The 16,450-nt window shown below is 67.5% G+C and carries 12 protein-coding genes and 1 pseudogene; 3 read left to right on the top strand and 10 right to left on the bottom strand.

Features of this window, described 5'->3' with window-relative positions; all coding sequences use genetic code 11:
• Positions 1–8: 8 nt before the first annotated feature.
• A complete protein-coding gene (locus NRG74_RS21075) occupies positions 9–1,061 on the bottom strand; it encodes an acyltransferase family protein (RefSeq protein WP_173149170.1) in 1,053 nt (350 codons plus the stop codon).
• Positions 1,062–1,411: 350 nt separating this feature from the next.
• A complete protein-coding gene (locus tag NRG74_RS21080; protein WP_064308453.1) occupies positions 1,412–1,933 on the bottom strand; it encodes a hypothetical protein in 522 nt (173 codons plus the stop codon).
• A 232-nt stretch (positions 1,934–2,165) separates the two neighbouring features.
• Here NRG74_RS21080 and NRG74_RS21085 point away from each other — a divergent pair, with 232 nt between their 5' ends.
• Complete coding sequence (locus tag NRG74_RS21085; RefSeq protein WP_257705230.1) at positions 2,166–3,602, top strand: dihydrolipoyl dehydrogenase; 1,437 nt, start codon at positions 2,166–2,168, stop codon at positions 3,600–3,602.
• A 169-nt stretch (positions 3,603–3,771) separates the two neighbouring features.
• Here the strand turns inward: NRG74_RS21085 and NRG74_RS24775 are convergent, their stop codons facing one another.
• The 5 genes and pseudogenes from NRG74_RS24775 to NRG74_RS21105 all read right to left on the bottom strand — a co-directional run bounded on the left by NRG74_RS24775 (position 3,772) and on the right by NRG74_RS21105 (position 12,397).
• Positions 3,772–4,539: a methyl-accepting chemotaxis protein gene (locus NRG74_RS24775; protein ID WP_371099765.1), complete on the bottom strand. Its 768-nt coding sequence runs from the start codon at positions 4,537–4,539 to the stop codon at positions 3,772–3,774.
• Positions 4,540–4,674: 135 nt separating this feature from the next.
• Positions 4,675–5,715 (bottom strand): annotated as a pseudogene (locus tag NRG74_RS24780) (cache domain-containing protein); the annotation flags it as partial.
• 154 nt (positions 5,716–5,869) lie between these two features.
• The gene (locus NRG74_RS21095) at positions 5,870–7,288 is read right to left on the bottom strand and encodes a sugar porter family MFS transporter (protein ID WP_257705232.1); all 1,419 of its coding nucleotides are present in this window, start codon (positions 7,286–7,288) and stop codon (positions 5,870–5,872) included.
• A gap of 145 nt (positions 7,289–7,433) precedes the next feature.
• Positions 7,434–11,261, bottom strand: coding sequence for an ATP-binding response regulator (locus tag NRG74_RS21100; RefSeq protein WP_257705233.1), 3,828 nt, complete (start codon positions 11,259–11,261; stop codon positions 7,434–7,436).
• Positions 11,262–11,503: 242 nt separating this feature from the next.
• A complete protein-coding gene (locus NRG74_RS21105; protein WP_257705234.1) occupies positions 11,504–12,397 on the bottom strand; it encodes a LysR family transcriptional regulator in 894 nt (297 codons plus the stop codon).
• 96 nt (positions 12,398–12,493) lie between these two features.
• Here NRG74_RS21105 and NRG74_RS21110 point away from each other — a divergent pair, with 96 nt between their 5' ends.
• Positions 12,494–13,663: an MFS transporter gene (locus NRG74_RS21110; protein ID WP_257705235.1), complete on the top strand. Its 1,170-nt coding sequence runs from the start codon at positions 12,494–12,496 to the stop codon at positions 13,661–13,663.
• A gap of 16 nt (positions 13,664–13,679) precedes the next feature.
• Here NRG74_RS21110 and NRG74_RS21115 read toward each other — a convergent pair whose 3' ends face one another.
• Positions 13,680–14,240, bottom strand: a complete 561-nt coding sequence (locus NRG74_RS21115) for a carboxymuconolactone decarboxylase family protein (protein ID WP_257705236.1) — start codon at positions 14,238–14,240, stop codon at positions 13,680–13,682.
• 165 nt (positions 14,241–14,405) lie between these two features.
• Here NRG74_RS21115 and NRG74_RS21120 point away from each other — a divergent pair, with 165 nt between their 5' ends.
• Positions 14,406–14,906 (top strand): GNAT family N-acetyltransferase, encoded by a 501-nt coding sequence (locus tag NRG74_RS21120; protein WP_257705237.1) that lies wholly within the window; start codon positions 14,406–14,408, stop codon positions 14,904–14,906.
• A gap of 60 nt (positions 14,907–14,966) precedes the next feature.
• Here the strand turns inward: NRG74_RS21120 and NRG74_RS21125 are convergent, their stop codons facing one another.
• Both NRG74_RS21125 and NRG74_RS21130 read right to left on the bottom strand, forming a co-directional pair.
• Complete coding sequence (locus NRG74_RS21125; RefSeq protein ID WP_257705238.1) at positions 14,967–15,782, bottom strand: SDR family oxidoreductase; 816 nt, start codon at positions 15,780–15,782, stop codon at positions 14,967–14,969.
• 69 nt (positions 15,783–15,851) lie between these two features.
• On the bottom strand, positions 15,852–16,331 hold the full coding sequence (locus tag NRG74_RS21130; protein ID WP_257705239.1) for a hypothetical protein: 480 nt from the start codon (positions 16,329–16,331) through the stop codon (positions 15,852–15,854).
• Positions 16,332–16,450: the final 119 nt, after the last annotated feature.

A 16,450-nucleotide genomic window follows, 5' to 3' on the forward strand; every position in this document is an offset into this window, starting at 1 on the left:
GTTGCCCGTCAGACGGGGGCCACCGGGGCGGTGGGGGCCTGGCGCCGCGGCTTGAATTTCAGTGCCGGCGCCTCGATCAGGTGCCAGGACAGCACCGCAAGGCCCAGGGTCAGGACGTAGCTCACCACCAGGAAACCGGGCAGCGAGAAGCTGTCGGGAAACCAGTGCATGAGCAACTGCTGGACCGGGAAGTTGAACAGGTAGAGGCCGTAGGAATAGTCGCCGAAGCGGCCGAAGCCGTGTAGCACCGGCACCTGTACCTGGGCCAGGTAGATGATCACATAGGCCAGGGACACCAGGTGGATCACCGGCAGCACGTGCCAGACGATGGCTGCCAGCGACAGCAGACAGAGCGCCAGGGCCAGGTCCAGCCGCCAGGGGATGCGCGGCCCGGCCAGTTGCAGCAGGGCACCGGCGAAAAAGAACATGCCCAGGCTGAACACCTTGTGCAGCACGAAGCTGGCGATGCCCATCTGCGGCAGCAGTAGGAAGTTGCCCACCACCAGCACCACCAGGGTGGCCATGACCACCGAGCGGGTCAGCAGCCCCAGCACCCCGATGATCAGCAGCGACAGGTACATGAAGACCTCGTAGGGCAGGGTCCAGTAGCTGCCGTTCACCGTGTCGGGAAAGGGATTGCCGGTGAAGACGCCGGGCAGTTCGAAGCGCGTCATCAAAAGGATGTTCTTGAAGAAGCCCAGGGTCTGGCGATCGCTGAAGTAGGCGCTCGTCTCGCGACTGGTGGCGAGCCAGCCCACCACCAGCACCGAGAAGAGCACCGAAACGATCAAGGCTGGAAAGATCCGCAGGGCGCGCTTGGCGAGAAAATCCAGCGGATTGCGGCTGCGCTGGAAGGACGCCGTGATCAGGAAGCCGCTGATCACGAAGAACACATATACGGCGATGTTGGCCGCGTCGGTGAAACCGGTGAAGTTGAGGATCGGCTCGGCGCCGATGTGACCCGAGAGCCAGAAGCCGTGGCCGATCACCACGGTGGAGGCCGCGGCGAATCTCAGGAAATCGAAGTTGTTGCGTCCCTGGGGGACGTGGGCGGTGGTCATGTCTGCTCCTCGCAGCCGTGGCCCATGCCGCGGCCGCCGCCCGGGAGCGGACTCCAGGCGGACGGCGACGCACACGGCATCGGCGGGAACGCCCGTCAGCGCGACGGACGCAGGCAAAGGCCGCTGCCGGCTATACCGGCAACGAAAGGGCGACAGCCGACACGATCAGCGAGATCGGCCAGCCGGCGAGGGCAGGGGCTATGGGGGGCTGAGCGGCGCGAAAGCGGGCGTCATGCGCCAGGACTCCGGGAGAGCGGTACCGCGAGAGGCGGCGGGGGCGACGAGACGCGCGCAGGCGAACGGGGTCTGGGGCCTCCCGGCCGCCCCTTGCGCTGCGCGCGCCTCGTGCATCAGGCGCTGGCCTGCAGCGGTTGGTCGTGCGCTTCTTGCGGTTGTTCCAGGGCGAAGGGCTCCTGGGCGAAATAGAGGGCGGCGCTCTGGCGGGCGTGATCGCCGAATTCCTGTGGGTGGCGCATGACGATCCGTTCGAAGGCGCCCGGCTCCAGGCCGTCTTCATAGAAGCCGTTGTGGCACTGCAGGATGCCCGAGGCGCAGACGCTGCGCTCGACGGCGGCGATCAGGCCGCCGGCTCTGAGACTCTTGACGATGTTGTGCGGCAGCCGCTGGCGGCGTCTCAGACTGGCGGCGGTGTCGCTGAGGGTATCGAGGATCTCGGTCTCGGCCGGCGACAGCTTGCGTACGTCCAGCTTGGACTTCTGCACCAGGTAGCGACGGGAGAGCAGGCGGGCCTGGTCGTTGAGCGCCTTGAGCACCGTGCCGCTGAGTTCACCACGGGTGAACAGACCGGTTTCCAGGGCGATCAGGTAGGACCAATCGTTGATGAGCGGAATCTTGCTGATGTCACGTTCCATGTGAATGCCTGCGTCCATATAAGTTGGCTAATTGAGGATATGAAGCCTCAATGGTTCCAGATCGCCAGTATAAGGTGACGAGTGGCATAGAATTTGACGGTCCTGACAAGAATTGTCGGTTTTTTGTCGAAGTGGGTCACGCCTTGAGGATGCAACCTCAACGCTGCGCTTGGGGTCACTAGCTGGAGTCCTGGCGCGAGTCGGGTGACCCTCCGTAACCTCAGGTGATGAGATGAGTGACCCTGTAGCCGCTTCGACCCCCGCCGATCTGCAGTGCGACGTCGCCGTGATCGGCGCCGGAACCGCGGGCCTCGCCGCCGAACGCGCCGCCCGGCGCCAGGGCGCCAGCACCCTGTTGATCGATGACCGCTGGGCCGGTACCACCTGTGCCTCGGTGGGCTGCATGCCTTCCAAGTTGCTGATCGTCGCCGGCGAGGCCCATCACGCCGTCCAGCGCGCCGGCCTCTTTGGCATCGAGGTGGGCAACGTGGGCGTCGATGGCGCAGCCGTCATGGCGCGGGTACGACGTGAGCGTGATCATTTCGTCGCCGCAACCAAACAAGGTTTTGAGAAATTACCCGAGGGTGTCGCCCAGCACGCCACCGCCCGCTTCGTGGCGCCGGATCGACTGCAGCTCAGTAATGGTAAGACTGTTAAGGCCCGTAGCGTGATCATCGCCACCGGCTCCTATCCCCTGGTCCCCGAGCCTTTCGATGCGCTCGGCGACCGGGCCCTGACCAACGAGACGCTCTTCGAGCTGCCCGATCTGCCACGTTCCCTGGCGGTGATCGGCACCGGTCCGGTGGGCCTGGAGCTAGCCCAGGCCATGGCCCGGCTCGGGGTGGCCGTCACCCTGTTCGGCCAGGACGACGGCCTGGGCGCGCTCAAGGACGCCGAGGTCAAGGCCGAGCTGCACCGGATCCTGGCGCAGGACCTGACCCTGTACCTGAATGTCGAGGTGGATGCCCGCCGTGAGGGCGCGGGCGTGCGGCTGTCCTGGTCCGGTGCCGCGACCGGCGAGGGCGACTTCGAGTATGTGCTGGTGGCCGCTGGCCGTCCGCCGCGACTCAAGGGCCTGGGCCTGGAAACCACCGGCATCGAGCTGGACGACCATGGCACGCCGGTCTACGACCCCAAGACACTGCAGTGCGGGTCCTCGTCGATCTTCATCGCTGGCGATGCCGACCATGACCGGCCGATCCTCCATGAGGCCTCCGACGAGGGCGCCATCGCCGGGCACAATGCCGCCTGCTATCCCGGGGTACGGCCCACACCGAGATCGCCGCTGTTTTCGCTGATCTTCACCGATCCGCCGGTGGCCGTATTGGGCAGTCCGCCCGATGACGACAGCCTGATCGGCACCTCCTCCTACCATGACCAGGGCCGCGCCCGGGTCGAGGCGCGCAACCAGGGCATCGTCCGCTTCTATGCCGAGCCAGGCACCGGCAAGCTCACCGGCGCCGCCATGGTCGGGCCGGGCATGGACCATATCGGCCACCTGCTGGTGCTGGCGCTGATCCATGGCGAGACCGCCAGTTCGCTGCTCGACATGCCCTTCTATCACCCCACCCTCGAAGAGGGCCTCAAGAGCGGCCTGCGCGAGATCTGCCAGGCGGCCCACAGCAGCCTACGCGGCGATCGCGACCAGGGTTCGCCGTCCGGGGCTTGAGGTGAGGGGTGTTGGGCTTCGACTATAGGGCCGTCTCAACCCAACCTACGGTGCACCCGTAGGTTGGCGCTGAGCGCAGCGAAGCCCAACGCTACGTTCTACCCCGCTCGGCCACACAAAAAAGCCCCGCCGGGATCACCCGCGGGGCTTTCGCTCGCTCAACCAGCCATCAGGCCTTGAAGCGTCTCACCAGTCCATCCAGCTCACCCGACAGCTGCGACAGGCGCGAGGAGTCGCGGGTGGTGGACTGGGCCAGGCCTTCCACCTGCTGGGCGTCGTCCTGGATCTGGGCGATGTGGCGGTTGATGTCCTCGGCCACCTGGTGCTGCTCCTCAGCTGCCGCGGCGATCTGCAGCGCCTGGTCGCGGATCTCGTCCACCGACTGGCGGATGCCTTCGAAACTGCCACGCGCCTCGCTGATGGAGGCCACGCTGGTCTGCGACAGCTCCAGGCTGGTCTCGATCTGGCGGGTGACCTCCTGGGTCTTGCGCGCCAGGTTGCCGAGCAGGCCGTCGATCTCGCCGGTGGAATCGGCGGTGCGCTTGGCCAGGGCGCGGACCTCGTCGGCCACCACCGCGAAGCCACGACCTTGTTCACCGGCACGGGCCGCTTCGATGGCGGCGTTGAGCGCCAGCAGGTTGGTCTGTTCGGCGATGCCGCGGATGGTGTCGAGGATGGTGTTGATGTTGTGACTGTCCTGCTCCAGCACCGCCATGGCCTGGGCCGACTCGGCCAGGCTGCCGCTGAGGCGGTTGACGTTGCCGGTGGCCTTCTCGATCTGGCCGTAGCCTTCCTGCACCCGGTGGTGACCGGCGTCGGCGGAGGCCGCGGCGTGGCTGCAGGAACGCGCCACTTCGTTGGAGGTGGCGACCATCTCGTTGAAGGCGGTGGAGACCATTTCCACGGCTTCGCGCTGGCGCCCAGCCACCTCGTTCATGCTGGCGGCGGCCTGGGTGGTGGTCTGCGACGCCTGCTGCAGGTCGGTGGAGGCCTGGCCGATACGCTGCACCAACTGGCGGATGCTGGCGAGGAACTGGTTGAACCAGCCGGCCAGGGCGGCGGTTTCATCCTTGCCCTGGACGTTGAGGCTCTTGGTCAGATCGCCTTCGCCCTGGGCGATGGATTCGAGGCCCGCGGAGACGCCGCGAATCGGTCGCACGATCATGCCGGCAAAGGCCGCACCGAGCACGGCGAACAACAGCGCCAGCACGGCGGTGATGCCGGCGATCTGCCAGGTCAGGGCGGTGGCCTTGCCCATCACCTCGTTGCGCTCGATCAGGCCGATGAATTTCCAGCCCAGATCCTTGGCGGGGTAGACGTTGACCATGTAGTCGGTGCCGTTGAGCGTGACCTCACCCAGGCCGCTCTGGATGCCGCTGAGGGCCTGGTAGGCGTCGCCCAGTTCCTTGAGCTGCTTGAAGTTGTGCTTGGGATCGCGGGGGTCCACCAGCACGTTGCCGTTGTCTTCCACCAGCAGCAGATAGCCGCTCTGGCCCAGGGTGATGCTCTTGACCAGGTCGGTGAGCTGCTTGAGCGAGATGTCCAGGCCCACCACGCCGCGGACCTTGCCGTTGGCGTCTTCCATGGTTCGGACAATGCCCATCAGGGCGACATCGTCTTGGGCCCAGTAGTAGGCCGGGGTGCGCACCACCTTGCCCGGATTGGCGATGGCCGCCTGGTACCAGGGCCGCACGCGCGGGTCGTAGTTGGCCAGCTTGGCGTCGTCCGGCCAGCTGATGTAGCCGCCATCGGCCAGGCCCACCGACAGGTAGGCAGTGGTGGGATGGGTCTTGGCGAAGCGGGTGAAATAGCTCAGCGCCTGCTGGCCGGCTTCTGGCTGCGGGATCTGGGCGGCATCGGCGCCGCTGTAGTTCTTCAGCCCTTCCAGCGCCAGGATGTTCGGCTCCTTGGCCAGGAAGTCGACGTTCTGCTGGATGCCGGAGAAGAACTGCTGGATGTTGCGATCAATCTGGCGGATTTCGCGCCCGCTGCCGTCGAGGAAGTCCCCGGTAGCCTGGCTGCGGACGTTCATGATGACCACGCCCGCCACCAGGATCACCGGGAGGCAGGCGGTTACCGCGAAAAGCGATGTGAGTTTTTGTTTGATGTTCATCGAAAGCCCCGGTCGCGCCCTGGCGCGAAGAGTGACGGCAGCATGCCTTCACTCTGCATCGGCCTGGATAATTCCGACTTGATACGGCAAGAAAAATTATTCCATTTGGTCCGCAGCAAGTCGGAAAATCGTCGATCGGTCAGCTAACGACTCGCTATAACTCTTTCTTCAGATGGCGTTCGATTTCTTCCAGCGACTTGCCCCGAGTCTCCGGCAAGCAGAAATAGACGAACAGAAGTGACCCCACATTGATGGCGGCGAAAACATAGAAGGTGTAGTTGCCGATGGCTTCCAGAGCCACCGGAAAGCTGAAAGCCACGGTGGCGTTGCACAGCCACTGCACGGCCACCGCCACCCCGGTCAGCAGACCACGGACCTGGTTGGGAAACAGCTCCGACATCAACAGCCAGTACACCGGCGCGATGCACATCTGCATGAACAGCAGGAACACCAGGATGCAGGCCAGCGCCAGGTAGCTCTGGGTGAGGTTCTGCGGCAGCCACAGCAGCACGCTGCCCAGCGCCAGTTGCGCCAGCACCACGATCACCAGGCCGACCAGCAGCAGGGTGCGGCGCCCGGCGCGGCCGATGGCCCAGATGCCGAGCAGGGTGGCGATCACCGAGACCACGCCATTGCCGATGGTGGCGGTCAAGGCCGCGCTGGTGCCCATGCCGGTGCTCTTGAGGATGATCGGGGTGTAGTACATGAAGGCGTTGACCCCGGTGAACTGGGCGACGAAGCCCAGGCCGATGCCCAGCAGCAGCAACTTGACCACCCAACCCTGGCTCAGCAGTTCGCGCAAGGGCGGCCGATGCTTGGCCTGCTCCTCGCTCTCGCGCATCTCCTTGACCTCGCGCGCTACCTCCTCAGGGGTGTCGCGCAGGCGTTCCAGCACGGCTTCGGCTTCTTCGATCCGGCCCTTGGCCGCCAGCCAGCGCGGCGAGGTGGGCAGCAGGAAGGTGCCGGCGAACAGCAGGATGCCCGGCACCATGGCGATGGCCAGCATATAGCGCCAGATGCCGTTCTCGTGCACCAGCCAGGCGAGCAGGGCGCTGAGCACATAGGCCAGCAGCTGGCCGCTGACGATCATCAGCTCGTTGCGACTCACCAGGCGACCGCGGCGCTTGGGCCCGGCGATCTCGGCGATGAACACCGGCACCGTGGCCGAACCGCCGCCCACCGCCAGGCCGAGCACGAAGCGCGCGGCCACCATCAGCTCCACCGAGGGCGCTACCGCGGTGCCCAGGGCACCGACGACGAAGAGGATCGACAGCAGGCGCAGGGTGGTGCGCCGGCCATAGCGGTCGGCCAGATAGCCCGCCGCCAGCGAGCCGAAGGCCGCGCCGACGATCAAGGCGGCGGTGACCAGGCCTTCGGTGTAGGCGTTGAGGCCCAGGCCGCCCTGGTCGGCGGGCAGGGTCATGAAGGGCAGGGCGCCGGCGATGATGCCGGTGTCGTAACCAAAGGCCAGGGCGCCCATGGTGGCGACCAGGACGGTGATAAAGATCAGTCGCCGGGCGGAGGCCTTCTGATCAGGGTCAGCGGCGGGAGCGGTGGAGCGGGAGGAAGACATAGGGAGCGCGGGTATCCTGAAAACCTGAGGGGTAAGCGAGGTCGCACCGCCCCCGCGCCGCTGGCGACAGAGGGCGGTCGGTCCGACCTGGCTGGATAGGACAGGCGCCAGCCCCAGGATTTCCCGCCCAGGGCGCAAACCCTGGTCAGGGACGCTCGCGACGGTCCTGCAACAGGCCCTGGATGCGCTCGCTGAGCACCTCGATGGCGAAGGGCTTCTGCAGCAGCTGCATGCCCTGGCCGAGGAAGCGCTGCACGTCCATGGCCTCTTCGGCGTAGCCGGTCACCAGCAGCACGGCGATGCCGGGGCGCTGGCGACGGATCTCTTCCACCAGCTCGCGGCCGTTCAGCCCCGGCAGGCCCACGTCGGAGACCACCAGGTCCAGTTGCGGCTCGCGCTCCAGCAGCGCCAGGGCGGTGGGCGCATCCTCGGCTTGGAGGGCGGTATAGCCCAGGTCCTTGAGCACCTCGACGATCAGCAGGCGCACTCCGGGTTCGTCTTCCACCACCAGCACCCGCTCGCCGCGACCCGGTTGCAGCGCCACTTCCTCCGGCACGGCTTCGCTGGCGACGCCTTGATGGCGCGGGAACAGCAGGCTGACCCGGGTGCCGCGGCCTTCCTCGCTGTGGAGGTCGATGTAGCCACCGCTCTGCTTGATGAAGCCATAGACCATCGACAGGCCCAGCCCCGTGCCCTTGCCCTGCGGCTTGGTGGTGAAGAAGGGCTCGAAGACCCTTTCCAGCACGGCGGCCGGGATGCCGCTGCCGGTATCCTCTACCGCCAGCTCGACATAGTCGCCGCTCAGGCGCTCGGGCAGCATCAGCAATCGGGGGTCACGCAGGTTGCGCGTGGTGATCACCAGTTGGCCGCCCTGGATCATGGCGTCCCGGGCATTGATGCAGAGATTGAGCAGGGCGTTTTCCAGCTGGTTGGCATCGCTGCAGGTGGACCAGGTGGCCGCATCGAGCTGCAGTTGCAGGCGGATGTTCTCGTTGAGGGTGCGTTGAATCAGGGTCTCCATGCCGGTGACCAGCCGATTCACGTCCACCGGCTGCAGATCCAGCGCCTGGCGCCGACCAAAGCTGAGCAGGCGCTGGGTGAGAGCGGCGGCCCGCTGCGCCGAGGCGATGGCGATGCCGATGTAGCGCTCGGCGCGGGGCTGTTCGCCGTTCAAATGGCGCTGCAGCAATTCCAGCGAGCCGGTGATCGCCGTGAGCAGGTTGTTGAAGTCATGGGCGATGCCGCCGGTGAGCTGGCCGATGGCTTCCATCTTCTGGCTCTGGCGCAGGGCGTCCCGCGCCTGTTCCAGCTCCAGCGCCCGTTCGCGCTCGACGGTGACGTCACGGGCCACGCAATAGAGCAGGCCGCCTTCGGGCACGGCGGTCCAGGACAGGGTGCGGTAGCTGTCGCTGCGGGTGCGAAAGCGATTCTCGAAATTGAAGCTGGCGGCGCCGGCCGCCAGTTGGGCGATCTCCTGGCGGGTGCGCTGGCGATCCTCGGGATGCTCCAGCCATTCCGAGGTCTTGCCGATGATCTCGTCCACCGTCCAGCCCAGGGTACGGGTCCAGGCCGGGTTGATGCTGACCCAGATGCCACGGCTGTCGGCGATGCCGATGAGGTCGTGGCTGTAGGCCCAGAGCTGGTCACGCTCGCGAGTGCGTTCGCGGACGCGGATTTCCAGGACCTCGTTGGCCTGGCGCAGGGCATCGGCGGTCTCGCGTCTGAGTCGCGCCAGGCGCATGGCGCCTTCCACCCGGGCGATCAGCTCGCGGGCGCTGAAGGGTTTGACCAGGTAGTCGTCGGCGCCGGCGGCGATGCCTTCGATGGAGGCCTCTTCGCCGGCCCGTGCCGACAGCAGGATGATGGGCACCTGGCCGGTGCCCTCGTCGCTGCGCAGGGCGCGCAGCACACCGAAGCCGTCCAGCACCGGCATCATGACGTCGGACAGCACCAGCGCCGGCAGTTGCCGCTGCACCGCCTCGACCGCGGCGCGGCCATCGGCCACGGCTTCCACCTGGTAGCCGGACTCCTTGAGCAACCGTTCGACATAGCCACGCATGTCGGCGTTGTCGTCGGCCAGGACGATGCGCTCGCCGCGCCCCTGGCCACCCCCGACCTGTTCGTCGCGCGTCACCGGGGCGCTGGGGAGCGGCTCGTCCGGCAGCCAGCGCAGGGCCTCGGCGACAAAGGTGTCGGCGCGGGTGGCGGTGGACACCTGGGTCGCGCTGACCCGGTTGGCCTCGGGCAGATGGGCGTGGCCGAACGGCAGCCACACCTCGAAGGTGGTGCCCACGCCGATCTGGCTGGTGACCCGTACCTCGCCGCCATGCAGCTCGGTGAGATCCTTGACCAGCGCCAGGCCGATGCCGGTGCCCTCGTGGGTCCGGCCGATCTGGCCTTCGATGCGGTGGAAGCGGTCGAACACCTTGCCCAGTTCGCTCTGCGGGATGCCGACGCCGCTGTCGGCGACCGCCAGCACGGCACAGCCATCCTGGCGCCGCAGGCTGACCCGCACCTCGCCCGCCAGGGTGTACTTGAAGGCGTTGGAGACCAGATTCAGGACGATCTTTTCCCAGAGATCGCGATCCACCCAGACCGGTTCGTCGAGGGGGCCGCAGTCGATGCCGAAGGCCAGGCCGGCGCGGGCCATGGCCGAGCGAAAGCTGCTAGCGAGTTCCGCGGTATAGAGCGCCAGGTCCAGGGGCGCGAAGCTCGCGCGCATCCGGCCGGCTTCCATGCGCGAGAAGTCCAGTAGCGAATTCACCAGGCGTAGCAGGCGCTGGCCGTTGCGCTGGATGAGTTCCAGCTCCTGGCGACCGACCCGGGGTTCGCCCGCGGTGCGATCCGGGCGTGCCAGCATGTCTTCCAGGGGGCCGAGCATCAGCGTCAGCGGCGTACGGAATTCGTGGCTGGCGTTGGAAAAGAACGCCGTCTTGGCGCGGTCCAGTTCGGCCAGCTGCTCGGCGCGGCGGCGTTCTTCCTCGTAGCGCTGGGCATTGGCGATGGCGGTGCCCAGGTGCCCGGCGGCGCGGACGAAGAGATTCCGGTAGTCGGCATCCACCCGCCGTCGTGGACTGATGCCCGCGACCAGATAGCCATGGGGCTCCTCGCCCGGCGGGCCGGGGATGGGCACCACCAGGGCCTCTTCCAGCGGCTCCGGCCAGGGCGTGCCGATCAGGCGGCCCTCCAGACGTTCGGCCAGCCCGCCGATCAGCGCTGGCGCGTGGCGGGCCGCGGCAAAGGACCAGGGCAGGGCGTCGCTGTCCGCCGTGATCTCCAGCGGCGCGAGGGGATCGTCCTCGGCCAGCCCGGCCAGGGCCACGCGCCTCAGGGCGCCGGTGGCGGCGTCACGCAGATAGGCCAGGCAGAAGGGCGCTTCCTCCGGCACCTCATGCAGGCAGCGCACCCCTTCGCGACAGGCGTCCACCGCCGCGCGGGTCGCCGAGGTGGCTTCGGAGACGTTGCGCAGCAATCGCTCGCGCCGTTCCGTCAGCACCCGGTAGGTGGTCTCGGTCACCGCGGTGAAGATGCCCTCCACCGCGCCGGTCTCGCCGCGCACCGGGCTGTAGCTGTAGTAGAAGTAGCACTCCTCCACGTAGCCGAATCTGTTCAGCGGCAGCAACTGGTCTTCCGACCAGGTCGCCTCGCCGGTGGCCATCACGTGATCGAACATCGGGCCGATGATGTCCCAGATCTCCGCCCAGACCTCCCAGCCGGCGCGCCCCAGCGCCCAGGGATGCTTGCGCCCCGGCACCGGACTCCAGGCGTCGTTGTAGATCAGGGCGCGGGTCTCGCCCCAGTAGAGCACGATGGGGAAGCGCGAGCCGAGGCAGATGCTGACCGCCGAACGCAGCGCCGTCGACCAGGTCTCCAGGGGGCCGAAGGGCGTCTGGGACCAGTCCTTCTGGCGCATCAGCGCGGCCATTTCACCGGGGACGTCGAGAAAGGCCAGCGGCGAGGGAAGGTTGGACAAGAGAGCTCCTGCGGGGCGAGGAAAGAGGGGCCTGGGACGTACCGCCGTCGGTAGCGACAGCGACAAGCAGGAGGGGCCGCCGCAACGGGCAGCGAGCGGCCTTCTCGTGGGCGATGACGCCGCGACACGGACCCGATCTAAGCGTGTTGATTGCTCAGACTATTACAAGCGGACCGGCTTGGCGAATGACGCAGGTGGGAAAGCGCCGGCCCACACCGGGACGCCGCCGGTCGAAGGGCGCGTCAACTGCCCAGCCGCTCCACCAGGAAATCCACGAACACCCGCACCCGCGCCGGCATGGTGGCGCCGCCGACGAAGACCGCGTGGATCGGCTCCAGATCGCCCGGATTCCAGGCCTCCAGCAGCGGCACCAGGGCGCCGCTGCGCAGGTCGTCGGCCACGCTGAATTCCCCGATGCGGGCGATGCCGGCGCCTTCCCGGGCCAGCAGCGCCAGGGCCTCACCGCTGTTGCACTCGATGTTGCCGCTGATCTTCAGGGCGAAGGCCTGGCCGTCGCGGACGAAGGGCCAGTCGGGCAGGGCGCGGCGAAAGTTGAATCTCAGGCAGTTGTGGTCGAGCAGGTCCTCCGGCACCTGAGGCGTGCCGTGGCGGGCGAGGTAGGCGGGCGAGGCCACCACCACCTGCCCGGTGACGCCGATGGGGCGGGCGCTCAGGGGGCTGTCGGCCAGTTGGCCGAAGCGGATCGCCACGTCGGCCTGGCCGGCGAGGATGTCCACCACCTCGTCACCCAGTGCCAGGTCCACCACGATTTCCGGATAGCGCGCGCTGAAGGCCGCCACCAGCGGCACCAGGGTCAGGCGACCATGGCCGAGGGCGGCGCTGACCCGCAGCCGACCGCGGGGCACGCCCTGGTCGGCGATGGCCTCTTCCACCTCGGCCAGGTCCGCCAGGATGCGTCGCGCCGCGCGCAGATAGGCCTCGCCCTCGGCGGTCAGGGTGATGGCCCGGGTGGTGCGCAGCAGCAGCCGCGTACCCAGGCGCTGCTCGGTGCGGGCGATGGAGCGACTCACCGCCGAAGGTGTCAGGCGCAGGGCTCTGGCCGCTGCCGAGAGGCTGCCAGCCTCGACCACCTGGGCGAACACCGCCATCTCTCCCGAGCGACCAGTCAGATCCACTTGTGACTCCAGAGCAAAGGTGCATGCCAAAACCGCCGTCTACCGGCGTTCGGGCGAGGAGCTTAGCATTCACCGCATAGATAAGGAGCCTTTCCCATGCGTATCAATCCACCCCTGCTGGCCCTGGCCACCGGCGCCTTCGGCATCGGTGTCACCGAATTCGCGCCCATGGGCATGTTGCCCGGCATCGCTGCCGATCTTGGCGTCTCCATCCCGGCGGCGGGCCTCCTGATCAGCGCCTATGCCCTGGGCGTGCTGATCGGCGCGCCGCTGATGACCCTGACCACCGGGCGCATCCCGCGTCGCCAGCTGCTGATCGGCCTGATGGCCATCTTCACCCTGGGCAACCTGATGTCGGCGCTGGCCACCGACTACACCAGCCTGCTGATCGCCCGGGTGGTGACCTCGCTTAACCATGGCGCCTTCTTTGGCGTCGGTGCCCTGGTGGCGGCCAGCGTGGTCGCCCCGGATCGGCGCGCCGGGGCGGTTGCCGCCATGTTCATGGGCCTGACCCTGGCCACCATCGGCGGCGTGCCCCTGGCCACCTGGTTCGGTGAATTGCTTGGCTGGCGCCAGGCCTTCTGGGGCATCGCCGGTCTCGGCCTGCTGACCATGGCCGCGCTCTGGTTCGCCCTGCCCAATGTGGCCCTGCCACCGAGCGACGGGGTGCTGGCCGAGATCCGCGTGCTGGGTCGTCCGCCGGTACTGGCCGCCCTCGGGCTGACCGTGGTCGGCTCGGGCGCCATGTTCACCGTCTTCACCTATATCGCGCCCATCCTCGCCCGTGAGACGCATGGCTCCACGGCCTTCATCACCGCCATGCTGGTGCTGTTCGGCGTCGGCCTGACCCTGGGCAATCTCTGGGGCGGCAAGGCCGCGGACAAATCCATCGACCGTACTCTGATCGCCTCCCTGGGCGTGCTCATCCTGGTGCTGCTGGCCTTCAGCGTGCTGATGCGCTGGCCGCTGGCGGCTGCCGTAGCCATCCTCGTCTGGGGCATCGCCAGCTTCGCCCTGGTGCCGCCGCTGCAGATGCGCGTGATGGAAGCCGCCAAGGACGCCCCCAACCTGGCCTCGGCGGTCAACATCGGCGCCTTCAACCTGGGCAATGCCCTTGGCGCGGCCCTGGGCGGCGCGGTGATCGACGCCGGTCTCGGCTATCCGGCCATCTCTCTGGCCGGCGCCGGCATGGCCGCCCTGGGTCTGGCGATGGCCCTAGTCCTGGCCTGGCGCGGTCGGGCGACCGGTGCGGCGGTGGCCGGGTAGCCACGAGCAGCCGGCACTATTCGGCGAAGGGCAGGGGCGCGTCGCCGCTCCGATCCACCGCGAAGGCGTTGAGGGTCATGGCCACCAGGCTGTAGTAGCCATAGACGCCGATCAGCTCGACCATCCCGGCTTCGCCGAACAGCGCCACGCCCTGGCGATAGAGCTCCTCGGGAACCCGCCGGGTGTCGTAGAGCGTGACGCCAATGGCATGCACGCAAGCCTCCTCGGGCGTCGCGAAGACCGGCACGCGGCCTTGCCTGAGTGCCTCTATCACTTGCTCAGGGAGACCCGCCTGACGGGCGATGGGGGCATGGATCTGCCATTCGGCCTGGGAGCGCCACCAGGCCGCGGTGGTGAGGATCGCCAGTTCGGTGAGGCGCAATTCCAGTCGCGTGCCGTAGCGGCAGAACGCACCCAGGCGCTGAGCATGATCGGCCAGCGCCGGACTGTGGATCCAGGCCAGGAAGGGCCCGTCGAGATTGCCCCGTGGACCGCTCTGGATCTCGGCCAGCACGCGCTGCTGTTCTGCCGTCGTGTTCTGTTCGGACAGGGGCGTCAGCCGCGATGAGAGGGGCATGATGGTCATCCTCGACAGGTAGGGCACTCATCCAATACCACCTCAGGTCTCCAGGGCAAGGTCTCGCTATCGCGCTCAGGCCGCGTGCCAGAGGTCGCAATCAGGCTGGCGGCATTCCCCTGGCTCTGGTCACAATCGGGCTTGACGTTACAGAGGAATCAGCCGATGACGCAGAGTTACACCACCTTCTACCTGGAGATGACCGCGCCGACCGAATTGCGCGAGAAACCGCCACGGCCTGACCTGCAGATCGTCGAGTGCGAGGTGCCGCAACCCGAACTCAATCGCTTCCTCTATGCCCTGGTCGGCCAGGCGTGGGATTGGAGCGATCTCGACAGCTGGAGCGACGCCCAATGGCGCGAACTGGTGGAGCAGGAAGGCCACCGCACCTGGGTCGCCTATCACCGCGGCGCCATCGCCGGTTACTACGAGTTGTACCGCCCCGATGGCCGCAATGCCGAGATCCGCTACTTCGGTCTGGCCGGTGCCTTCATGGGCCTGGGTTTCGGTGGACCGCTGCTGAGCCATGCCCTGCGTTCCGCCTGGGACTGGCCTGGCACCGAGCGCGTCTGGGTGCATACCTGCACCCTCGATCACCCGGCCGCCCTGGCCAACTACCAGGCGCGTGGGCTGCGGCTCTACCGGCAGGAAGACACGGCGCTCTGAGACACCGGCATAGCCGCTCGCCCGCCGAATGCCAGACCGCGGTCTTTGCCTACTCAACGGCTAGGGCGCTTCCGCCGTCGCGGGCGTCACCGCCGAACCGGCCAGCAGGCCGCCGTCCAGATTCAGCTCGCTGCCGGTCATGTAGCCGGCCTCGTCGGAGGCTAGCAGCAGCGCCACGGCGGCCACTTCTTCGGGCCGGCCAAAGCGCCGCAGCGGCGTATCCCGCACCAGCGCCGCCATGCGTGCCTCGCGGTCCGGTCCGGCGCCGAGCATGGGCTCCCACATCGGCGTGAGGATGGCGGCGGGGTGGATGGAGTTGCAGCGGATCGCGAGGCCTTGCTCCGCGCAATAGAGGGCCACCGTCTTGCTGTGGTTGCGCACGGCGGCCTTGGACGAGGCATAGGCCGCCGCGCCGGGGATGCCCACCAGCCCGGAGCGCGACGAGATATTGATGATGGCGCCAGCCCCTGCCGGCCGCATGGCACGGATGCCGTATTTGCAGCCGAGAAAGACGCCATCGAGATTGGTGCGATGCACCGCGTGCCAGTCTTCGAGACTGGCGTTTTCCGGATCGTGGGCCACCAGGCCCTGCTCGAAGCCGGTGATCCCGGCGTTGTTCACCAGCACGTCCAACCGGCCACGTTCTGCGAGGATCTGCCGCGTGACCTGCTGCCATTCGGCTTCCAGGCGCACATCCAGATGCAGGTAGCGGGCACCGTCTCCCAACTCAGCGGCGACGGCGCGGCCGAGGTCAGCGTTGAGGTCGGTGACATAGACGAAGGCACCCTCCGCCACGAAGGTCCGGGCGATGGCGGCGCCTATGCCCTGGGCCGCGCCGGTGATCAGGGCGGTCTTGCCGCTGAGTTTGGCTGCCATACGAGTACGCCCTCCAGATCGTGACTAGCCTCCGAGGGTAGCCCAGGAGGTCGGGTCAGGGGGCCAGCATCACGCTCGAGCGCTGACCCCGCCGGTGCTGTCGCCGGCCTTCTTCAGGGCTTCGGTATAGGCGGCATAGGCGTTCATCAGCGCCGCGCTGGCGGCGGCCACATTGGCCTGGGCGGCTTCGCGCGCGGCCTGGCTGGCCTCGTCAGCCTTACCCTTGCCCTTGCTCTGGGCCTCCACCGCGCGCAACTGCTTTTGCGCCAGCTCCAGTTGCCGCTTGGCCATGTCGATGGCCTTTTGCAGGGTATCCAGGGTCTTGTTGCCGGTGCTGCTCTTCTCGCCGCCAGAGGTGGCGTCGGCTTCGGCCTGGTCCTTGATCTGGTTCAGCGAATTGGGCTTGCCGATCCCCTTGGTCTTGCTGGCTTGCGTGGCCTTGGCCGCTTCATCTTCGGCAGTGGACTTGGCCGGTGCGCCACTCAGCGTGAGCGTGGCCGGGCGCAAGATGCCATGGCCAATGCCATTCACCGACAGCGTGCTGGACATCGCGGACTCCTTGAAAGGTACATCCCAAGGATAACGGCCGCGTGAGGCAAAGATTGAGAGCGGGCGGGGCAGAGAGAACCCGCATACGCTGCCAGCGCGCACGGTGCCCGGCCCCGCTG

The organism is Pseudomonas oryzihabitans, assembly GCF_024652905.1.
GTDB classification, from domain to species: Bacteria; Pseudomonadota; Gammaproteobacteria; order Pseudomonadales; family Pseudomonadaceae; genus Chryseomonas; species Chryseomonas benzopyrenica.